At 65.0% G+C, this 19,446-nt stretch carries 22 protein-coding genes and 1 pseudogene; 9 read left to right on the top strand and 14 right to left on the bottom strand.

Annotation, left to right across the window (positions count from 1 at the left end; all coding sequences use genetic code 11):
• From IC66_RS48255 to IC66_RS0113905, 5 genes and pseudogenes are all read left to right on the top strand, one after another.
• Positions 1 to 167 (top strand): annotated as a pseudogene (locus IC66_RS48255) (MotA/TolQ/ExbB proton channel family protein); the annotation flags it as partial.
• The gene (locus IC66_RS0113925; protein WP_028142881.1) at positions 164 to 850 is read left to right on the top strand and encodes a hypothetical protein; all 687 of its coding nucleotides are present in this window, start codon (positions 164 to 166) and stop codon (positions 848 to 850) included. The pseudogene IC66_RS48255 and the gene IC66_RS0113925, both read left to right, overlap by 4 nt.
• Positions 843 to 1,448 (top strand): hypothetical protein, encoded by a 606-nt coding sequence (locus IC66_RS0113920; RefSeq protein WP_028142882.1) that lies wholly within the window; start codon positions 843 to 845, stop codon positions 1,446 to 1,448. Before IC66_RS0113925 ends, IC66_RS0113920 begins: the two co-directional genes overlap by 8 nt.
• A gap of 131 nt (positions 1,449 to 1,579) precedes the next feature.
• Positions 1,580 to 2,320: a metallophosphoesterase family protein gene (locus tag IC66_RS0113910; protein ID WP_038948027.1), complete on the top strand. Its 741-nt coding sequence runs from the start codon at positions 1,580 to 1,582 to the stop codon at positions 2,318 to 2,320.
• A gap of 5 nt (positions 2,321 to 2,325) precedes the next feature.
• The gene (locus IC66_RS0113905) at positions 2,326 to 3,765 is read left to right on the top strand and encodes a serine/threonine protein kinase (protein WP_028142884.1); all 1,440 of its coding nucleotides are present in this window, start codon (positions 2,326 to 2,328) and stop codon (positions 3,763 to 3,765) included.
• Positions 3,766 to 3,790: 25 nt separating this feature from the next.
• On the opposite strand, the gene IC66_RS0113900 is transcribed toward IC66_RS0113905, so the two are convergent.
• The 3 genes from IC66_RS0113900 to rpe all read right to left on the bottom strand — a co-directional run bounded on the left by IC66_RS0113900 (position 3,791) and on the right by rpe (position 5,204).
• Positions 3,791 to 3,982 carry a hypothetical protein gene (locus IC66_RS0113900; RefSeq protein ID WP_028142885.1) on the bottom strand — a complete coding sequence of 64 codons (192 nt, stop codon included), beginning with the start codon at positions 3,980 to 3,982 and terminating at the stop codon, positions 3,791 to 3,793.
• A 211-nt stretch (positions 3,983 to 4,193) separates the two neighbouring features.
• Positions 4,194 to 4,337 (bottom strand): hypothetical protein, encoded by a 144-nt coding sequence (locus tag IC66_RS47685; RefSeq protein ID WP_179879964.1) that lies wholly within the window; start codon positions 4,335 to 4,337, stop codon positions 4,194 to 4,196.
• Positions 4,338 to 4,502: 165 nt separating this feature from the next.
• Complete coding sequence (gene rpe / locus IC66_RS0113890; protein WP_028142886.1) at positions 4,503 to 5,204, bottom strand: ribulose-phosphate 3-epimerase; 702 nt, start codon at positions 5,202 to 5,204, stop codon at positions 4,503 to 4,505.
• A 255-nt stretch (positions 5,205 to 5,459) separates the two neighbouring features.
• On the opposite strand from rpe, the gene IC66_RS0113885 reads away from it, so the two are divergent.
• Positions 5,460 to 6,251 (top strand): EF-hand domain-containing protein, encoded by a 792-nt coding sequence (locus IC66_RS0113885; protein ID WP_038948026.1) that lies wholly within the window; start codon positions 5,460 to 5,462, stop codon positions 6,249 to 6,251.
• Between the two features lie 13 nt (positions 6,252 to 6,264).
• Here IC66_RS0113885 and IC66_RS0113880 read toward each other — a convergent pair whose 3' ends face one another.
• The 3 genes from IC66_RS0113880 to IC66_RS0113870 are packed head-to-tail and all read right to left on the bottom strand — an operon-like array spanning position 6,265 to position 10,390.
• Positions 6,265 to 6,477: a KTSC domain-containing protein gene (locus IC66_RS0113880; RefSeq protein WP_028142888.1), complete on the bottom strand. Its 213-nt coding sequence runs from the start codon at positions 6,475 to 6,477 to the stop codon at positions 6,265 to 6,267.
• A gap of 51 nt (positions 6,478 to 6,528) precedes the next feature.
• Positions 6,529 to 7,524 (bottom strand): P1 family peptidase, encoded by a 996-nt coding sequence (locus IC66_RS0113875; RefSeq protein ID WP_038948025.1) that lies wholly within the window; start codon positions 7,522 to 7,524, stop codon positions 6,529 to 6,531.
• 58 nt (positions 7,525 to 7,582) lie between these two features.
• Positions 7,583 to 10,390 (bottom strand): PAS domain S-box protein, encoded by a 2,808-nt coding sequence (locus IC66_RS0113870; RefSeq protein ID WP_038948024.1) that lies wholly within the window; start codon positions 10,388 to 10,390, stop codon positions 7,583 to 7,585.
• A 241-nt stretch (positions 10,391 to 10,631) separates the two neighbouring features.
• Here IC66_RS0113870 and IC66_RS0113865 point away from each other — a divergent pair, with 241 nt between their 5' ends.
• Positions 10,632 to 11,018, top strand: coding sequence for a response regulator (locus IC66_RS0113865; protein WP_028142891.1), 387 nt, complete (start codon positions 10,632 to 10,634; stop codon positions 11,016 to 11,018).
• Positions 11,019 to 11,099: 81 nt separating this feature from the next.
• On the opposite strand, the gene IC66_RS0113860 is transcribed toward IC66_RS0113865, so the two are convergent.
• From IC66_RS0113860 to IC66_RS0113840, 5 genes are all read right to left on the bottom strand, one after another.
• The gene (locus tag IC66_RS0113860; protein WP_028142892.1) at positions 11,100 to 12,218 is read right to left on the bottom strand and encodes a branched-chain amino acid ABC transporter substrate-binding protein; all 1,119 of its coding nucleotides are present in this window, start codon (positions 12,216 to 12,218) and stop codon (positions 11,100 to 11,102) included.
• A 162-nt stretch (positions 12,219 to 12,380) separates the two neighbouring features.
• Positions 12,381 to 13,124 carry an ABC transporter ATP-binding protein gene (locus IC66_RS0113855; protein WP_038948023.1) on the bottom strand — a complete coding sequence of 248 codons (744 nt, stop codon included), beginning with the start codon at positions 13,122 to 13,124 and terminating at the stop codon, positions 12,381 to 12,383.
• Positions 13,121 to 13,954, bottom strand: a complete 834-nt coding sequence (locus tag IC66_RS0113850; RefSeq protein WP_028142893.1) for an ABC transporter ATP-binding protein — start codon at positions 13,952 to 13,954, stop codon at positions 13,121 to 13,123. Before IC66_RS0113850 ends, IC66_RS0113855 begins: the two co-directional genes overlap by 4 nt.
• Positions 13,951 to 15,270: a high-affinity branched-chain amino acid ABC transporter permease LivM gene (gene livM / locus IC66_RS0113845; RefSeq protein WP_028142894.1), complete on the bottom strand. Its 1,320-nt coding sequence runs from the start codon at positions 15,268 to 15,270 to the stop codon at positions 13,951 to 13,953. Before livM ends, IC66_RS0113850 begins: the two co-directional genes overlap by 4 nt.
• Positions 15,271 to 15,281: 11 nt before the next feature.
• A complete protein-coding gene (locus IC66_RS0113840) occupies positions 15,282 to 16,199 on the bottom strand; it encodes an ABC transporter permease subunit (protein WP_028142895.1) in 918 nt (305 codons plus the stop codon).
• Between the two features lie 277 nt (positions 16,200 to 16,476).
• Here IC66_RS0113840 and IC66_RS47110 point away from each other — a divergent pair, with 277 nt between their 5' ends.
• Together IC66_RS47110 and IC66_RS0113830 are read left to right on the top strand one after the other, a co-directional pair.
• Positions 16,477 to 16,659: a hypothetical protein gene (locus tag IC66_RS47110; protein WP_018316535.1), complete on the top strand. Its 183-nt coding sequence runs from the start codon at positions 16,477 to 16,479 to the stop codon at positions 16,657 to 16,659.
• 225 nt (positions 16,660 to 16,884) lie between these two features.
• A complete protein-coding gene (locus IC66_RS0113830) occupies positions 16,885 to 17,421 on the top strand; it encodes a hypothetical protein (protein WP_038948021.1) in 537 nt (178 codons plus the stop codon).
• On the opposite strand, the gene IC66_RS0113825 is transcribed toward IC66_RS0113830, so the two are convergent.
• From IC66_RS0113825 to IC66_RS0113815, 3 genes are all read right to left on the bottom strand, one after another.
• Positions 17,383 to 17,775 carry a carboxymuconolactone decarboxylase family protein gene (locus IC66_RS0113825; RefSeq protein ID WP_028142897.1) on the bottom strand — a complete coding sequence of 131 codons (393 nt, stop codon included), beginning with the start codon at positions 17,773 to 17,775 and terminating at the stop codon, positions 17,383 to 17,385. The two genes, IC66_RS0113830 and IC66_RS0113825, sit on opposite strands and share 39 nt — an antisense overlap.
• A 129-nt stretch (positions 17,776 to 17,904) precedes the next feature.
• Complete coding sequence (gene pcaD, locus IC66_RS0113820) at positions 17,905 to 18,687, bottom strand: 3-oxoadipate enol-lactonase (RefSeq protein WP_028142898.1); 783 nt, start codon at positions 18,685 to 18,687, stop codon at positions 17,905 to 17,907.
• Positions 18,688 to 18,715: 28 nt separating this feature from the next.
• Positions 18,716 to 19,446, bottom strand: a 731-nt coding sequence (locus IC66_RS0113815) for a lyase family protein (RefSeq protein ID WP_038948020.1), incomplete at its 5' end; no start/stop codon positions are given.

Below are 19,446 nucleotides of genomic sequence, written 5' to 3'. Positions count from 1 at the left end.
CGCTCGCCGGCCTCGTCGGCTCGATCCTGGTCCGTATCCAGTACTACATGCTGGATGCCGCGACCCAGCGGGTGTTCTCGGATGCGGTGGTGCTGACCGAGACCTATGTGACGCCGGTGCTGGAGCGCAAGGGGTCTGGAATCAAGGGTGTCGGAATCCCGTCATGATGGATGATTTCGGTCTCTATCCGCGCGAGGAGCCGTTCGATCCGCTGGGCGTGATGCTGTTCAAGGCGCTCCAGGTGATCGCGTTCCTGTTCTTTCTTGCGCTGCTCGCGGTCTCCCCTGATGCCAAGGAGGGCAAGATCGATTCCAAGGCCGAGTTCATGATCACGCTGGACTGGCCGGATAGCCACCCCGACGACCTCGACCTGTTCGTGCAGGATCCCGTCGGCAATATCGCCTGGTACCGCCATCGTGAGGCCGGCTTCCTGACCCTCGATCGCGACGACCGCGGCGGGGCCAACGACTTCATCATGGTCAACGGCAAGAAGATCGCCTCGCCGATCCGCGAGGAGATCGTCACGGTGCGCGGCATCGTCGCCGGCGAATACACCGTCAACGTCTCGCATTTCGTGGCGACGACCGGCGAACCCGTCACGGCCAATGTGAAGGTGCAGAAGCTCAATCCGACCGCGCAGGTGGTCTTCGACAACAAGTTCACGCTCGACCACACCGGCGACGAGAAGACCGCGGTGCGGTTCCGGCTCGATGCCGAGGGCAAGGTCGTCAATGTGGACCAGCGGCCGAAATCGCTGCTGGAGACGTTCCGCACCGGGTGGCGCAACGGCGCCGATCTCGACCCGAGGACCGGTGTGAGCAACAACGCTGCGAGGGTGCGCCGTGACTAGCCTGCAAACGGTCATCCTCACGCTGTCGCTCGCCTACGCCGTGATCGGCGCGCTGCTGCTGGTCGTGCTGGTCTACGCGCGGCTGCACTGGTCGCTGAAGGCGATCGCCGTGGTCGTGACCAGCGCCTTCTACGTCGTCAGCTTCACCGAAATGCGCGGGCTGCTCGGTTGGGCCAGTGCCGACCGGCTGCCGGCGACTTTCAAGCTGCTGAAGGCCCGCATCGTCGAGCCGCATTCGCTTCAGGGTGATCCCGGCTCGATCTATCTGTGGGTCGAGCAGCTCGACGAGGACAATCGCCCGAGCGGCATCCCGCGCGCCTTCCGCGTGCCCTACGACGACAGGCTCGCCGACAAGACCCATGCCGCGGAGAACGAAATCGCGTTGGGACATCCGCAAGGCGGCCGCGCCGCTGATTTCGGCGGCGGCGATGGCAGCCTCATCGACATGGTCCGCGAATATGTGACGCCCAAGACCATTTTGGAGACCACCGGCGGCGATTCCTCGACCGGCGAATTCATCGCCCCGCCGGCCGGCGCGCAAGGCGTGAGCTTCACCCCGCTGCCGCCGCCCCGGATGCCGCCAAAGGACGAGCAATAGGCTCATCATCATCACCGCAAGATCATCACCGCAAGGCTGCGCTGGTAATCGGCGCGGCGCTGGCGCATGGTTTTGACCTCCCTCAATTTGGCCTTACCGGCCTTCAATAAGAATTGGAGGGTGGAGGGTGCGTGCTCCTAGCTGTCTTTTCGGATATCCACGGCAACAGGCAGGCCTTCGAGGCCTGCCTGAAGGTTGCCCGTGCGAAGGGCGCTGAGCGGTTCGTCCTGCTCGGCGATTTCGTCGGCTATGGCGCCGATCCGGAATGGGTGGTGGATACCGCAATGGAGCTCGTTGCCCAGGGTGCGATCGCCGTGCGCGGCAATCACGACCAGGCGGTCAATTCCCCGACGGAGACCATGAACGCCGAGGCGCAAATCGCGATCGAATGGACCCGCGGCCGGCTTGATAGCGCGCAGAGGCGGTTCCTGACCGAACTGCCGATGCTGGTGGAGGATAGCGATCGTCTCTTCGTGCATTCGGAAGCCTCCAGCCCCCAGCGCTGGCACTATGTCCGCTCGACGGTGGACGCCGCCAAGAGCCTGATTGCAACGCCCGCTCATGTCACGTTTTGCGGCCACATCCATCGTCCCGCGCTCTATTCGATGTCGGTGACGGCCAAGATGACGAGCTTCGTCCCGAAGACCGACGTCCCGGTGCAGCTTCTGCGCGGCCGGCAATGGCTCGCCGTGCTCGGTGCGGTCGGCCAGCCCCGCGACGGCGATCCGTCGGCGGCCTTCGTATTGTTCGACACCGAGACGTGCCAGATCACCTACTGCCGCGCGCCCTATGACATCGAGACCGCGGCGGACAGGATTCGCGACAACGGCCTGCCGCACTGGCTCGCCGACCGGCTCTCGCAGGGGCGCTGACGGCGATGCCGAAGCCCCTGGTCAAATCCGGCGCGTTGATCGATGGTTACACCATCGGTGAATGCGTTCATGCCGGCGGCATGGCGACGTTGTGGACGGTCACCCATCCCGGCATCGACGTGCCCTTGCTGATGAAGATCCCGCGGGTGTCGGAGGGCGAGGATCCCGCCGCGATCGTCTCCTTCGAGATGGAGATGATGATCTTGCCGCGGCTGGCGGGTCCGCACGTCCCGGCCTGTTTCGGCACCGGCGATTTCGCGCACCAGGCCTATGTCGTGATCGAGCGCATCGGCGGGACCACGCTCTACAAGCGGCTGCCCGACCTGCCGTTGCCTTACGACGAGGCGCGGCAGCTCGTCGCCAAGATCGCAACCGCGCTTGCCGATCTCCACCGCCAGAACGTGATCCATCACGACATCAAGCCGAGCAGCATCATGTTCCGCGATAGCGGCGAGGCGGTTCTGATCGACTACGGCCTGTCGCATCACAACCACCTGCCGGATCTCCTGCAGGAGGAATTCCGCCTGCCTTACGGCACCGCGCCCTACATGGCGCCCGAGCGGCTGTCAGGGGTGCGCGACGATCAGCGCAGCGATCTGTTTTCGCTCGGCGTGCTGCTCTATTTCTTCACGACTGGCGAGCGGCCCTTCGGCGAGGGCGAGACGATGCGCGCGATGCGGCGCCGGCTGTGGCGCGATCCGTATCCGCCGCGAAGCTTGCGCGCCGACTACCCGCCCTGGCTTCAGGAGGTGGTGTTGCGATGTCTCGAGATCGAGCCGGTGTGGCGCTATCCGACGGCGTCGCAGCTCGCCTTCGATCTCGCCCATCCGGACCAGGTCAAGCTCACCGCGCGCTCGGAGCGGGTGAAGCGCGACCCCATCGGCGTCGCTTGGCGGCGCCGCTTCAACCAGGGCGTCATGGCGCCGCGCGCGAAATCGGATGTCGCCGCTCAAATCGCATCGAGCCCTATCCTCGCCGTCGCGCTCGACACCGTGGAAGGCGCACCGGAGTTGAACGAGGCGCTGCGTGTGACCACCGAGCGCATCCTTGCCACCTTGCCGTCAGCGCGGCTTGCCTGTGTCAACGTGCTCAAACTGAACCGGATCGCGATCGACCGTACCCTGGACGAGCAGGGGTCCAACAAGCATATCGACCGCCTGGTCGCGCTCAGGCATTGGGCGACGCCGCTCAAGCTGGATGAGAGCCGGCTGTCGGCTCATGTGCTGGAGGCGGTCGATCCCGCCGCCGCGATCCTGGAGTTCGCCGAGGTCAACCAGGTCGACCACGTCATCATCGGTGCGCGGCAGGGCTCGTTCAGGCGCACGCTGCTCGGCAGCGTCTCGGCCAAGGTGGCTTCGGAAGCGGCCTGCACCGTCACCGTGGTACGGCCGCCGCGGATGGCGGGGGAAGCCGGCGAGCCCAATGCCGGCGAAGTGCCGGGATAGGCCGCCTGGCCGATTTGAGGCTGGATCAGGCCGCGTGGGCGGAGTGAGCGGTGCGCTTGCGGCGGATCGGCCAACAGAATTGCGGGCCGGGCCCGCCGTGATCCGCGCTGCCGCCGAAATACTGGATGATCTCGCGGCAGGGCTCGCAACTGAACAGGTTACGCGACGCGGATGCCTTGGTCATTTCCTTGAGGCAGTTCGGGCAGTGCGGTTTCATGGGAGGTGGTCCGGAAAAGAGTGTCTCAGTGTCGGCGCTGCGACGGGAACGAATGATCGAGGTCCGAATTGTCGAGCCCCGGCATCCTCGCCGAGTGCGCCATCGGCACGCTCGAGGCGGCCGAAGAAATAGTCGAGGCCCGGATGCGGGCGGCGGGGGATGCGGCACCTGCGCTTCGGCTGGCGCTTCACGAGTGCGATCTGCATGGCGCTCAGCCCCGGCGACGATGAAGGTGGATGATGCGGGCACAAGCCGCGGTCTTCACCGGTCGTGCGACAAAGAGGCTGCGAGTTGCAATCGCCGCGTTGAACCCGAACCACAACGCTACGCCAGTCCAAACCAGGGTCGTCGTCATGATGTGCTCCCGTCAAAAGCAGGCAGGAGTCACTTGCGGTGATTTGCGCGAATCAGTGAAGTCCGGATGAGTACGGATCAAGAGTGCAATTTTAGGCAATACGCGTCACAACACCCGTAAAAGCCGCGGGATTTTCCGCCGTCCGCCCATGCCGTTTGATCCAGCTCAAATCGCTTCGCCTCGAGCTCCTAGCGCGGCATTGCGGATCGCGGCGATGTTGGTCTTGTAGGCTTCCTGCGTGCCGCCCCTGAACACGGATGTGCCGGCGACGAAGGCGTTGGCGCCGGCCGCGGCGAGCGCACCTGCAACATCGGGGCCGACGCCGCCATCAACCTCGATATCGATCGGGCGTCCGGCCGTCATCGCGCGGATGTCGCGGATCTTGCCGATCGCGGAAGGGATGAAGGCCTGGCCGCCGAAGCCGGGATTGACCGACATCACCAGCACGAGGTCGACGAGGTCGAGGACATATTCGAGCGTGCTGACCGGGGTGCCGGGATTGAGCGAGACGCCGGCCTTCTTGCCGAGCGCGCGGATCGCCTGGAGCGAGCGGTGCAAATGCGGACCGGCCTCCGCATGCACGGTGATGTGGTCGCAGCCGGCTTTCGCAAAGGCCTCGAGATAGGGGTCACAGGGCGAGATCATCAGGTGCGCGTCGAACACCTTCTTCGTGTGCGGGCGCATCGCCTTGATGACGTCGGGACCGTAGGAGATGTTGGGAACGAAGTGACCGTCCATCACGTCGAGATGGATCCAGTCCGCGCCGGCGGCGTCGACGCTGCGCACCTCCTCGCCGAGCCTGGAGAAGTCCGAGGCCAGGATCGAGGGCGCGATTGCCAGGGGGCGGGGGGCGAAGGCTTGGGTCATGGCGCGGTTTCCCGTGGCGGCCGAAAGAAGATTGGGCCTCGCCTAACATGGGCCTCCGTGGCGGGCAATGCAGGGCAGGCGTGCTTCCTGTGGGCGGAAATTTCTGCCGCGACCGGCATGAATTGCCGGTGTTCCCGCGCCGTCCAAGGCGCGGTGGCGGCGGATTTCATTGAACTTTTTGCGCTGGCAGGACGCTTGCTGACCTTACCCGACAGAACATTGGCCGCGGCATGCCGCGTCGGTTGGAGTTGTGCAATGCTGTTAGCCCTTGGCGCCGTGTCCAGCGCGCTCGACGCGATCCAGTCGCTGACGAACTCGAAGTCGTCCTCGTCGACGCAGAAGGCCGGGTCAACGCAGAAGGGCGGATCTTCGCAAGGCGCAACCAACCCGTTCGCGATCGACAGCAGCACGGGCAGCATGACGACCTCATTGGTCGGCTCAGGCAGTCCTCCGCAGATCGCGCCGGAGACCATGAACGCGCTGCTCGCCGCGCAGAGCCAGTCGACCGACGGCGCGAGCAGTTCGGCGAGCTCGACTTCGTCGAGTTCGTCGTCCTCGATGTCGAAGGGCCGGGAGACTGCGCTCAAGGATCTGTTCTCGCAGATCGATGCGGACGGCGACGGCAGCATTACCAAGTCCGAGTTCGAGGACGCGCTGGGCGCCGGCGGCACCAACCTCGCGCAGGCCGACGATGTCTTCTCGAAGCTGGATGCGAACGCCGACGGCAACGTCAGCCTTGACGAGATGTCGAAGGCGCTGAAGAGCGGCCACGGACACCATCACGCGCAAGGCGCCGGCGGCGCGGGCGACGGATCGGATTCCTCGTCGAAGTCCGGCGGCGGATCGACCTCGACCACGACGACCGCTGCCGACGGCTCGACCACGACGACCGTCACCTATGCCGACGGCTTCAAGATGTCGACGACGGTGCCGGGCGCCTCCAGCCCCCGCAACTCGGCTTACGATCTGTTCGCGCAGTTGATGCAGCAGCAAGGCGGGCAGGGTTCTTCGGCGGCTGCCGGTTCGTCGATGTCGATGAGCGTGTGAGCGGCATCCGAGATTAGCCGGCATATTCCTGCGTGATGTCACGATAGGCGTACCGGTCGCGGATTTCGTGGTTGAAGAACGCCCCCTTTGAGCGCGTTTCCCTGAACGCGGCGGCGACCTCGGGCGGAACATCCTCGTAGACATAGAGGCGTCCGCTGACGAAAGCCACCTTCAGCTCGCGCGTATCCGGCGCATAGCAAAAGAAGCGGATCACGGAAGACGGCATGGCGGTACACCTTGGCCCGCCAGGATAACGCCGTATCCGCCGTTTCGGTTTCTAGCCGAACCGGTCCTTCCATGACGGCTGCGCCCCCGGGAACGGCAGCGCGGCCGCGCTATAGACGCCGCGGGCGATTGCGCGTGCGACCACGTTGGCCGCGACGGTGCCGAGTTCGGTGAGGCCGACCAGCGGATCGATCGGCTTCTCACCGGTCGCGGCCGCAAACAGCACGTCTCCGTCGGTCGGTGCATGCACCGGATAGATCGCCCGGGCGAATCCGGTGTGCGCGATCATCGCGAGCCGCTTGGCCTGGGGCTTGGTCAGCACCGCGTCGGTGACGACTGCGCCAATGGTAGTGTTCTCGCGCGCGTTCGCGGCAGGGCCGCCCTTGATGCGCATGCGGAGCATGTCGTCGGTGAACTTGTCCGGCAGGCCGCGTCCGCCGAACTCGTCGTTCGCCTCGAACGGTGCCGCCCAGAACCAGGGTCCGTTGCCGACGGTGACGCTTCCCACCGCGTTGACGGCGACGATCGCGGCGACCTTGACGCCATCAGGCGTTACCGCCGAGGCCGAGCCGAGCCCGCCCTTGAACGTTGCGGTGGTGGCACCGAGGCCGGCGCCGACGCTGCCGATCGCAAAGTCAGTGCCGGCGGCGGCGGCCGCGGCGTAGCCGAGGTCGCGATAGGGCGAGAACCGTCCCCAGGCCTTGTCGCCCCCATTGAGCAGATCAAACAGGATCGCGCCCGGCACGATCGGGATCAGTGCTTCCCGAACCCGGTGGCCGCGGCCCTGCTCGGCGAGCCAGGCCTGCACTCCGCCGCCGGTATCGAGGCCAAACGCGGAACCGCCTGACAGTGCGATCGCGTCGACGCGCTCGACGGTGTTGGCGAGATCGAGCAGCGCGTCCTCGCGCGTGCCGGGGCCGCCGCCGCGGACGTCGATCGCCGCGACCGCCGGCTGGTCGAAGATGATCGCGGTCGTGCCGGAGGCCACTTTCGTATCTTCGGCATGGCCGACGCGGACGCCGGCAATATCGGTGAGCAGATTTTTCAAGGCGGCCTCATCGTTGAGTGCAGTTCGCGACCTGCGATAGCGCAGAGAGGACGCAGGCTCAACTCGCCAGTGCCGTCCTGAGCATCTTGGCAAGCTCGGACTTGCGGTAGGGCTTTGCCAGCAGCAGCACGCCGGAATCCAGCCGGCCGTGGTGGACGATGGCGTTCTCGGTGTAGCCCGAGGTGAACAGCGTCTTGAGGTCGGGGCGGCGGCGGGCGGCTTCATCGGCAAGCTGGCGGCCGTTCATGTTGCCCGGCATGATGATGTCGGTGAAGAGCAGGTCGATGGTCTTGTCGTTGTCGATGATGGTCAGGGCCTCCGCGCCGTTGGCGGCCTCGAGCGCGGTGTAGCCGAGGCTCTTGACCTGGGTCACCACGTATTGCCGCACCAGTGCGTCGTCCTCGACGATCAGGATCTTCTCGTCGCCGCCCGTGATGGGCGCGTTCTGGAGCACTTCGATCTCGGTCTCCTGCACGCCGCTCGAGCGCGGCAGGTAGATCTTGACGCTCGTGCCGTGGCCTTCCTCGCTGTAGATCTTGATGTGGCCACCGGACTGCTTGACGAAGCCGAACACCATGCTGAGCCCAAGCCCGGTACCCTTGCCAACCTCCTTGGTGGTGAAGAAGGGGTCGAACACCCGGTCGATCAACTCCGGCGGAATTCCGGAGCCGGTGTCGCTGACCGCGATCATCACGTAACTGCCGGCGACCATGTCGGCATTCATGCTGGCATAGCCGTCGTCGAGGAAGACGTTGCGGGTCTCCAGCACGAGGGTGCCGCCATCGGGCATCGCGTCACGCGCGTTCAGCGCGAGATTGAGGATCGCCGTGGAAAGCTGGCCGGGGTCGACCAGAGCCGGCCATGCATCCTCGGTGAGCTGCGGCATGATGGTGATCTGCTCGCCCAGAGTGGGGTGCAACAGCTTGGCGGCTTCGAGTGCCAGCGCATTGACGTCGATCTCGCGGGGCTGGAGCGGCTGCTTGCGGGCGAAGGCAAGCAGGTGCTTGGTCAGCTGCGCACCGCGCTCGGCGGCGTCGTCGATCAGCTTGGTGATCGCAGCCAGCTCGGGCCGGTCGGCGACCGCGTCGGACAAGATGCCGATCGTGCCGGTGATGACGGTCAGCACGTTGTTGAAATCGTGAGCGACGCCGCCGGTCAACTGACCGATGGAATCCATTTTCTGGACCTGCCGGAACTGGGCTTCGGCGGCCTGCTTCTCCGTGAGATCCCGGCCGATGAAGAAGTGACGCTTCACCGGCTCGGACCAGGTGCCCATCCAGTTCAGCGTGACCTCGTGACCGTCGTAGTGATAGTAGCGCGCCTCGAAGCTGCGCTTGACCGCGCCGCGCCGCGCCGCGCGCATCTCCTCCCGGGTTCTATCGAGGTCGTCGGGGTGAATGAACTCGGTGGCGCTGTGCCCGATCAGATCTTCCGGGCTGAAGCCCAGGATGTCCTTCACGCTGGGGCTGACCTGGATGAAATTGCCGAAACCGTCGGTGACCAGGATCAGGTCCTGCGAAGTCTCGAAGATGCGCTGGCGCTCCTCGATCTCGCGGCGAAGCTTTTCCCTGGATTGCTTCTCCTCGGTGATGTCGTGGGCGATCTTGGAGGCGCCGATGATCTCGCCGCTCTCCGCCCGAAGTGGCGAGACGTTGAGGACGACGTCGAGCGCGCGACCATCCTTCCTGAGACGGACCGTCTCGTGCTGGGCAATCGACTCGTTGCTGCTGATGCGATTGAGAATGCTCCTGACTTCCGGCTTGCGGTCCTCCGGCACGATGATGTCGATCGGCTTGCCGACGGCCTCTGCGGCGGAATAGCCGAACAGGTGCTCGGCGGCACGGTTCCAGCCGGTGATGGCGCCGTTGAGCGACTGGGTGATGATGGCGTCGTTGGAGGATTCGACGACGGCGCCATACAGGGCGAGGCGCTTGCCGTAGAAGTCGCGATCCGACGCCGATTGCTCGCGCAGCCTGCCGACAAGACCCACCGTCCGGGCCTGGAGGCGAACGTTCTCGATCAACAGCACCGCCAGCACGAAGCTCGACGCGCAGAGGCCATAAAGACGGCCAGCGTAGAAACCGAGATCGAAGCGCACGACGTTGACGATCGCAGACAGCGCGATGTCGAACAGCCATGCGCACATCACGACCATGAGCCATATGTCGATCACCGAATGCGGGCGCCTGAACCACAGTGAAATGAGCGCGGCGAAGCTCAGCGACCAAACAAAAGACACGACCCCGATCATGGTCGGTGTGTATCGGCTGTCGCGGAGCAGGACCGGCAACAGATCGTGCTGGGCGGTGACGATCCAGGTGAAGGCAGCCATGGTCGCGACGACGCCGAGCACGATGGCGTAGATCACGTTGCTTGTCGTGCCCCGGACCCTGGGGCCGCCGTCCTTTTCCTTCAGCCAGGCATAGCCCAGCACGAACAGCGGGAAGGCGCCGTGCCAGACCATGTAGAGCCAGACCGTGGTCTGACTGCCGGCGCCAAACAGCCCGGTCGGCGCGAACAGGCCGGGAAAGGTGAGGGCATGGACCAGCGCTGCCGCGGCGGTGAACAGGTAGCCGGTCGACAGCCACAACAGGGCGCGGGTCCGCAGCACCGAAAACTGCGACAGCAACAGCACAGCCGTGATGATGTCGCTCACAGCCAGGGCGGATTGGTAGCTCGCGACGAAGGCGGGGACCGGCGGCAGTTGGATACCTGCAAACGGCACGGCCAAGGCGAACAGGATCGAAGAGATGCCGACGATCCACATTGCCGCGGTCCGGTCGGCCGATGCGGCCGGCAGAGTTGAAAGAAATGTGCTTCGGTCGATCGCAGGCACGTTCATCTCATGCAGACCCGTTTTGAGCATCTCCGCAGTTCCAGGATACGGCAGACTTGACGGCCCCCCACGGTAGCCCGTTCCGGGCGCGTGTCGTGAACTGTTGCAGTGACGACTCAACCGAAGGTTACAGCTTACTTAATTTTGGTGGGAGCGCGGAAAAGGGATCGGGTAAGATGCGCTTTACTGGGCGGTGTCATAATGCCCTGCCGCCGCGGCGGGTTCCAGGTTTGAATCATACGATTTGGATCAATCTGTGGGGGTCATTCCCATGCCTCGTATTCTCATCATCGACGACCAGAAGGACGTGCGCGCGATGGTCGCGATCGTGCTTCGGGTCAACCGTTACGAGGTTGCCGAGGCCGACAGCGGTGCGGCCGGGCTGAAAACCTTCGCGGAAGGCTCTTTTGACGCGGCGATTGTCGATATTTTCCTTGGCGACGTCAGCGGTGTCGACGTCATCGCGACCCTGCGCGAGCAGGCGCCGGGGCTTCCCGTCGTTGCGGTGTCCGGAATGACGGCGCTGGATTTCATGGAGCAGTCGTCCCACCTGGCCAACGTGGTCTGCCTGCAGAAACCGTTTCGGCCGAACGATCTCCTGCAAGCGCTTCGGAAAGCCCAGGCCGCGGCCAGCGGCGAGCTGCCTGCAGCCGTCTGAACCCGCTGCGAAAAGAAACGCCGCGGGCAAGCCGGGGCGTGGAGACGATCGTATGGCGGTCCGAGGGCGCGGCAAGCGGGCTTAGGTGCCGTTGCCCTTGATCTCGGCATAGTTGCCCTTGGCGTCCCATTTGTAGACGACGTAGTCGATCTGCTTGATGTCGCCCTTGGCGTCATACTCGACCGGACCGATCACGGTGTCCCACTTGCCGGCCTTCATCGCCTCCATGACCTTCTTGGCGTCGGTGGTGCCGGCCTTCTTGGCCGCCTGCGACCACACCTGCATCGCCGCGTAGGTGTAGAGGGTGTAGCCCTCCGGGTCGATATTCTTGGCCTTGAAAGCCTCGACGATCTTCTTCGCGGTCGGCTTGTTGCGCGGATCGGGGCCGAAGGTGAACAGCGTGCCTTCGCCGGCCGGGCCGGTGATGGAGGCGTATTCCTTGTCGGCGAGCGCGTCGCCGGCCATCAGCACGGTCTTGAGGCCCTGGTCGCGCATTTGACGCAGGATCAGGCCGCTCTCCTGATGGTACCCGCCGACATAGACGAGGTCGATGTTGTCGCGCTTCAAGCGCGAGACGATCGCGTTGAAGTCCTTGTCGCCCTTGTTGTAGGACTCGTACATCTTCTCGGTGACGCCGGCCTTGTTGAGCGCCTTCTTGGTCTCATCGGCAAGACCCTTGCCGTAGGTGGTCTTGTCGTTGAGGATCGCGATGTTCTTGCCCTTGAAGTTCTTGGCGATGTACTGCGCCGCGATCAGGCCCTGCTGATCGTCACGACCGCAGACGCGCGCCACGTTCCAGAGCTTGCGCTCGGTGAACAGCGGATTGGTCGAGGCCGGCGTAATCTGCAGCACGTTGCCGTCGGCATAGGCTTCCGAAGCCGGGATCGACGACGACGAGCAATAGTGCCCGGCCACGAACGGGATTTTCGCGCCGGCGATCTTTTCGGCGATCGAGCGCGCCTGCTTCGGGTCGCAGGCGTCGTCCTCGACGGAAAGCGCGAGCTTCTTGCCGTTGACGCCGCCTGCGGCATTGATATCGGCCACGGCCATTTCGGCGCCGTTCTTCATCTGGCGGCCGAAGGCGGACTCGCCGCCGGTCATCGGGCCTGCGACTGCGACGGTGACATCCTGCGCGAACGCCGCGCTCGACAGCGCGATCGACGCGCCGAATGCCAGACCGATGAGCTTCAGTGACTTCATGAGATACCTCGCGGGTGGTCGCCTGTGGAAGTTGCCGGGCGTGCCCGGTCCAAACCGACGCCATTCTCGAATGAATTTACCGAGAAGTCACCGGCAAAATACGGGCATCGGCAGAGATATCTCGCCACATTCGGCCGCACGCGGGTCGGGCTTGCCGGCCGGTCAGCCGTGCCGGCCGCCCTCCAGGTAGGCAGCGCGAATCTCGGGGCGCTGCAACAATTCGGCGCCGGTACCGGCCAGCGTGATCAGGCCATTGACCATGACGTAGCCGCGATGGGCGAGCTTGAGGGCGTGGTTGGCGTTCTGCTCGACGATCAGGACGGTCAGGCCGTCCTGCCGGTTCAGGGTGCGGATCGCATCGAAGATCTGGCGCGCGATCAGCGGCGCAAGGCCAAGCGAGGGCTCGTCGAGCAGGAGCAGGCGGGGACGGCTCATCAAGGCGCGGCCGATCGCCAGCATCTGCTGCTCGCCGCCGGACAGCGTTCCGCCGCGCTGGGCGTAGCGTTCCTTCAGGCGCGGAAACAGCGTGAAGACGCGTTCCAGCGTCGCCTCGCGTTCGCCCTCCGTGCATTCGGTGGCATCCGCCCCCATCTGGAGGTTTTCCGCCACGCTCATGCGCGGGAAGACGCGGCGGCCCTCCGGCGATTGCGCGATACGCAAATGCGCGATCTCGTGGGTGGGGACGTCGGTGATGTCGCGGCCTTCATACAGGATCTGGCCGGCGCGGGCGCGCGGCTTGCCGAAGATCGTCATCATCAGCGTCGACTTGCCGGCGCCGTTGGCGCCGATCAGCGCCACGATCTCGCCGGCATTGATCTCGACGTCGACGCCCTTCAGCGCCTCGATCTTGCCGTAGGCGGCGCGCAAGCCCCGGATCGCGAGCAGGGGAGAGGGCGCCGCGGTCACGACCCGCCCTCCATCACGGCCGCCGCCTCTTCCTCGTCGGCGCCGAGATAGGCGGCGATCACCTTGGGATCGTCGCGGACCTCGCGCGGCGTGCCTTCGGCGATCTTGACGCCATGGTCCATCACCACGATGTGGTCGGAGATCTCCATCACCACCGACATGTCATGTTCGATCAGGAGGATCGAGGTGCCGAGCTCGTCGCGGATCGAGAGCAGGAGCTCGCTCAAGGCCGCGCTCTCGCGCGCATTGAGGCCGGCGGCGGGCTCGTCCAGGCACAGAAGCGCGGGCTCGGTGCACATTGCGCGCGCGATCTCGAGCCGGCGCTGGTCGCCATAGGCGAAATTGCCTGCGGCATCGTCGGCGCGGTCGAGCAGATTGACCCGCTTGAGCCAGTCCGTGGCGAGATCAATCGCGCGCTTTTCGGCATCGCGATAGCCGGGAGCGCCGATCAGGCCGAGGAAGGTGAAGCCGGAGGCGCGCATCAGTGCGTTGTGCTGCGCCACCATCAGGTTTTCCAGCGCGGTCATGCCGGGAAACAGCCGGATGTTCTGGAAGGTGCGAGCCACCTTGGCTTGCTTGGCGATGCGGAAATCGTTCAGCCGCTCCAGCGCGATCGTCCTGCCGCCGGCATGGCTGAGGCGAATGGCGCCGCCGCTCGGTTTGTAGAACCCGGTGATGCAGTTGAAGACGGTGGTCTTGCCGGCGCCGTTCGGCCCGATCAACGCGGTGATCTTCTTCCGCTCGGCGGCGAAAGAAAGGTCCTGCACGGCAACGATGCCGCCGAAACGCATGGCGAGCCGGTCGACGCTGAGAATCTTGTCGCCGCTCATCCGTGCCCTTCCTTGACGAGGTCGGAGGAGATCGCTTGCGCCTTGGTCAGATACACGGTCGGTGCGCGATGGCCGATAAGGCCGCGCGGCCGCCAGATCATGATCAGCACCATGGCCATGCCGAACACCAGCATGCGATAGCCCTCCAGGCTCCGGAACAGTTCGAAGCCGCCGATCATGGCGAGCGCGGACAGCGCGACGCCGAGCTGCGAGCCCATGCCGCCGAGGACGACGATGGCGAGCACCAGCGCCGATTCCTGGAAGGTGAAGGATTCCGGGCTGATGAAGCCCTGCCGGGTGGCGAAGAACGCGCCGGCAAAGCCGCCGAACATCGCACCCGTCGCGAACGCCGTGAGCTTGGTGGTCGTGGTGTTGATGCCGAGCGCGCGGCAGGCGACCTCGTCCTCGCGCAAGGCTTCCCAGGCCCGTCCGATCGGGAGGCGGCGCAGGCGGATCGTCGCCCAGTTGGTGAGCAGCGCCAGCGCCAGGATCAGGTAGAACAGGAAGACGATGCGGTGCGTCGGCGAATATTCGATGCCGAGCCTGGCGGCGAGCCCGTCGTCGCTGTTGTCGAGCGGGATACCGAAGAAGGTGGGGCGGGGAATGCCGGAGACGCCGTTGGGGCCGCCGGTGAGATCCTGCCAGTTGATGATGACCAAGCGGATGATCTCGCCGAAGGCGAGGGTCACGATGGCGAGATAGTCGCCGCGCAGGCGCAGCACGGGGAAGCCGAGCAGGACGCCCCAGAAGGCGGCGAGGATGCCGGCGAGCGGCAGGCAGATCCAGAACGACCAGCCGAAATTGGTGGCGAGCAGTCCGTAGGAATAGGCACCGACAGCATAGAAGGCGACGTAGCCGAGATCGAGCAGGCCCGCGAGCCCAACCACGACGTTCAATCCCCAGCCCAGCATGACATAGGTGAGCACCAGGATCGCGAGGTCGAGGATGTAGCGCTGGTTATAGAAGATCACCGGCACCAGCAGCGTGAAGATCAGGAGCGCCGGCGCGAGGTAGCGGCCAATGAACGATATGCCGCTTTGCACCGCCGGCGGCACCAGCTTCTCGGCGCCGGTCGGGCCGATCCATTGCCGAAGCAGCTCGATCGCGATCGAGCCGCCGAACACGGCGGCGACGATGGACGCGAGGTCGCCGAAGCGGGTCCAATAGGTGAGCTGGCCGGAGGAGCCCGCCTCGGTGCGGATGCCGATCATCAGCGAGAACAGCACCAACGCGATCAGCGCATTGACGAAAGCCGTCTTCAGGAGAGCGGAGATGCCAGTTGCAGGTTTGGCCGTGTTGGTCGAGGGAGCTGTCACGCGCGCGACCGTCAGACTTTTTCGACTTCGGGACGGCCGAGCAGGCCGGTCGGCATGAAGATCAGCACCACGATCAGGATCGAGAACGCTGCGACGTCCTTGTACTCGACCGAGAAATAGGCCGACCAGAACGTCTCGATCAGGCCGATCGCGAGGCCGCCGAGCATGGCCCCCGGCAGCGAGCCGATGCCGCCGAGCACGGCAGCGGTGAACGCCTTGATGCCGGCGACGAAGCCCATGAAGAAATCGACGAGGCCGTAATAGAGCAGGTACATCAGGCCCGCGACCGCGGCGAGCGCGGCACCAATCACGAAGGTCATGGAGATGGTGCGGTCGACGTCGACGCCGAGCAGCGCCGCCATGGTCTGGTCCTGCTCGCAGGCGCGCATGTCGCGTCCGAGCCGGGTGCGCGATACCAGCCAGGTGAAGATCGCCAGCAGCACGATAGTGGTGATCACCACCATGATCTGGATGTTGGAGAGCTGGATCACGAAGCCGTCCGTGCTCTCATGCAGGGTGTAGCCACCGGTGATGAAGGGCGGGATCGGCTTGACGCGCGCGCCCTGCGCAACCTGCGAATAATTGGTCAGCACGAAGGACATGCCGATCGCCGACAGCATCGGGGCGAGGCGGAAGGAATGGCGAAGCGGCCGGTAGGCGATGCGTTCGATGGTCCAGCCATAGAGCGCGGTGATCGCCATCGAGACCAGCAGCACGACCAGCAGGATCAGCGGGATCGCGGTCAGTCCGAACGAGATCAGGATCAGGAAGGTGATCAGGGCGATGAAGCCGCCGATCATGAAGACGTCGCCATGGGCGAAGTTGATCATGCCGACGATGCCGTAGACCATCGTGTAGCCGATGGCGATCAGGCCGTAGATCGAGCCCAGAACGAGACCGTTGATGAGCTGCTGGGCGAAGTAATCCATGGGCTGCCGTACCAAACCTGACGCGGGCTCAAAAGGAGCTCTTAGGAGAGTGGGTTTCTTGGGCCGTTTCTTGGGCCCCGGCAGCCCCTAAGCATTCTTCCGGATTTGTAACAGGAGGGAACTGGCGGCTGCAACAGCTCACGCTCTGGCAGAAGGTCTTGTACAGAGCTCATTTGGCCCGTCGGTTCCGCAACTGCGAGGAACCGGGTTCCTCGGGCAACCAAAGCGGATGCCGGCCGTTATCTCGCCTCTGACGTCCAACAAGGGAGTTCCCCGAATGACGAAGCAGCAGAACCAGAATCCGGGTCAGCAGAGTCAGAACCCCGGCCAGCAGCGCCCAGGTCAGCAGCCGGGCCAGCAGCAGGGCGGCGGTCAGAAACCTGGACAGCAGCAGCAGAACGATCCGATGCGCCAGGGCGATCGCCCCGGCCAGCAGCAGGGCGGCCAGCAGGATAAGTAATTTGGGAGCCCGAGAAAGAAGGGTAGTGAGGAGGCCCCGCCGCAAGGCGGGGTCTTTTTTTGGCAGTTGGTTGCCACGTCAATGCTGCGCATTGCCCCGGAACGACCGGGGGCAGGGCAGTTAAGGTAAACAAAGGGTTTAAATTGCCGCCACAGTCTGATGCGAGTTAGCTCCCGGCAAAGCCTTCCCAGCGGAAGGCGCGTGGTCGACGAAGCGGGAAGCGGCATGTTCAGGAATTGGCGGATAGGCTCGGTCAACGGCGCGCTGCTGGCGGCCTATTTCATTCCGGCCTGGACCATCGTCGCCTTCAACATCATCGTCGCACCGGTGCATGGCCTCTACGAGCGGCCGAGCGTCGCCGTCGCGCTGTTCCTCAGCGACCATCTCCAGATGGCAGGGATGAGCACGGTGCGCGCGGCCTGGCTGCTTGCGCTGGGCCGGCTCACCGTGGTGGCGTTCTTTGCGATCTATCTGGCTCTGCTCTGCGTCCCCCGGACCCGCAAGTCCGGCAGCAGCGACGAGGCGCTCGGGATCGCGCTGGCGATCGGCAGCCTGATCTCGTTTGCCAGCATGGTGATGGCTTCGAAGGTCGGCGAGATGGCCGCGCTCCGGCTGCACGCCACCGAGCTGCTGCTGCTGCTCGGTGCTGCCATCGTGATCCTGATCGAGCGGCCCGATGCGGCTCCGCAGAGCGTCGAGACCCCTGCCGAGATCCCTGCGTCGCTAGGTCTTGAGCAGGCCGAGCTCCTGCACAATCGCTGAGGCTTCCTTGACGGCGTGGTTCGCCGCCGGCACGCCGCAATAGATCGCCTGCTGCAGCAGGATTTCCTTGATGTCGTCGGGGGTGAAGCCCCCCTCCGCGAGCGCCGCACGCACATGCAGGCGAAACTCGTCCCATTGCCCGAGCGCGACCATGGTGCCGATCACCAGCACACGCCGCGTGCGCTCGTCGAAATGCGGCCGGGTCCAGATTTCACCCCAGGCGTAGCGGGTGATCATGTCCTGGAAGTCGGTGTTGAACGCATTGCGGTTCGCGATCGACTTGTCGACCCAGGCATTGCCCAGCACCTTTCGGCGCACGTTCATGCCGGCATCGCGGCGCTTCTGGTCGTCCATTGTGGTGCCTCCAGTCAATCATTCCGGGGCGATGCGAAGCATCGAACCATGGTGCGCAATTGCGCACCTGAGAATCTCGAGATTCCGGGTTCGCCTCTTCGAGGCGCCCCGGAATGACGGTGACAACAACTAGCGTTGCGTCAAGAACCCCACCACCGCGTCCGTAAACGCGTGCGGCTGCTCGACGTTGGAAATATGCGCGGCGTCGATGATGGTCATGCTTGCGCCCGGAATATTCGAGCGGATCAACTCGCCCGCCGAGATCGGCGTCGCCATGTCGTGACGGCCGGCGATCACCAGCGTTGGGCTCTTGATCTTCGGCAGCAGCGCGCGCTGGTCGAGCGTCGACAGCGCCTCGCAGCAGGCGAGGTAGCCTTCGACGGGGGAGGCGAGCAGCATCGACTTCATCCTCGCGGTGATGTCAGGCTCGCGCTCGCGGAAGTCCTGCGTCAGCCATCCCGCGATCACGGCATCGGCGACCGCGGCGATACCGCCCTTCTTCACGGCGTCGATGCGCTCCAGCCATTTGGTCGGCTCGGCATAGTAGCAGGAGGTATTGGCGAGGATGAGCTTGCCGAAGCGCTCCGGCGCGTTGGCGCCGAGCCATTGCCCGACCATGCCGCCCATCGACAGGCCGCACCAATGCACCTTCTCGATGTTGAGGTCGTCGAGGATCGCGAGCACGTCGCGGCCGAAGCGCTCCATGGTGTAGGGGCCGGGCGCAACGTTTGACTTGCCGTGGCCGCGGCGGTCGTAGCGGATGACGCGGAACACCTGCGTCAGCGCCTTCATCTGCGGCTCCCACATCTGCAGCGTGCAGCCGAGCGAGTTGGACAGCATCAGCGTCGGCCCGCCGTCGCGGCCCTCGACGGAGACGTTGAGCAGGCAACCGTCGGCATCGATCATGGGCATGCGGCGTCTCCGTCGTGCTTTGCGGTTCTTATTCGCGGTCGAGGCTGTCGAGCAGCCGGTCGATCAAGGCTTGGGAAGCCCCTTGATAGGCCATCGGCTCGAACAATGCCGCAATTTTTTCCGGAGAAAGATGGGCAGTGACCTGCGAATCGGCCGTCAGCACCTCGCGCAAATGTTTCTTCTCGGCGACCGCGCGCTTGCTGGCGGTCTCGATGAGATGATGCGCATCGCTCTTGCCGATCTTGTCGGCCAGCGCGAAGGTGACAGCTTCCGCCATGATCAGGCCGTGCGTCGCATCGAGATTGCTGCGCATGCGCGCGGCGTCGACGTCGAGGCCTTCGGCGATGTCGACGATGGCCGCCAGCGCGCCTGAGGCGACCAGCATCAATTGCGGCAGCGTCGGCCATTCCGCGTGCCAGGGGCCCGCGCTGCGCTCATGATCCTGCACTTGGGCCGCAAATATCGTCGCTGCAAGCTGCGGGGCCATTGTGGCGGCGCCCAGCGCGCTTGCGGCGGCGACCGGGTTGCGCTTGTGCGGCATGGTCGAGGAGCCGCCGCGGCCTTCGCCCGCGGGCTCGAAGGCCTCCGCGACGTCGGTCTGCATCATCAGCGAAACGTCGCGCGCGATCTTGCCGCAGGTTCCAGCCAGAATAGCGAAAGCCGAAGCGGCCTCCGCGATGCGGTCGCGATGGGTGTGCCAGGGCGCTTCCGGTAGCGGCAGGTTCAGCTCCTGCGCCAGCCGCCCGGCCACCGCCAGCC

It is taken from the genome of Bradyrhizobium genomosp. III, from assembly GCF_000261705.1.
Classification (GTDB): Bacteria; Pseudomonadota; Alphaproteobacteria; order Rhizobiales; family Xanthobacteraceae; genus Bradyrhizobium; species Bradyrhizobium ottawaense.
Note: the sequence above shows the minus strand (reverse complement) of the source record. Positions and strands in the feature narration are given on the sequence as shown.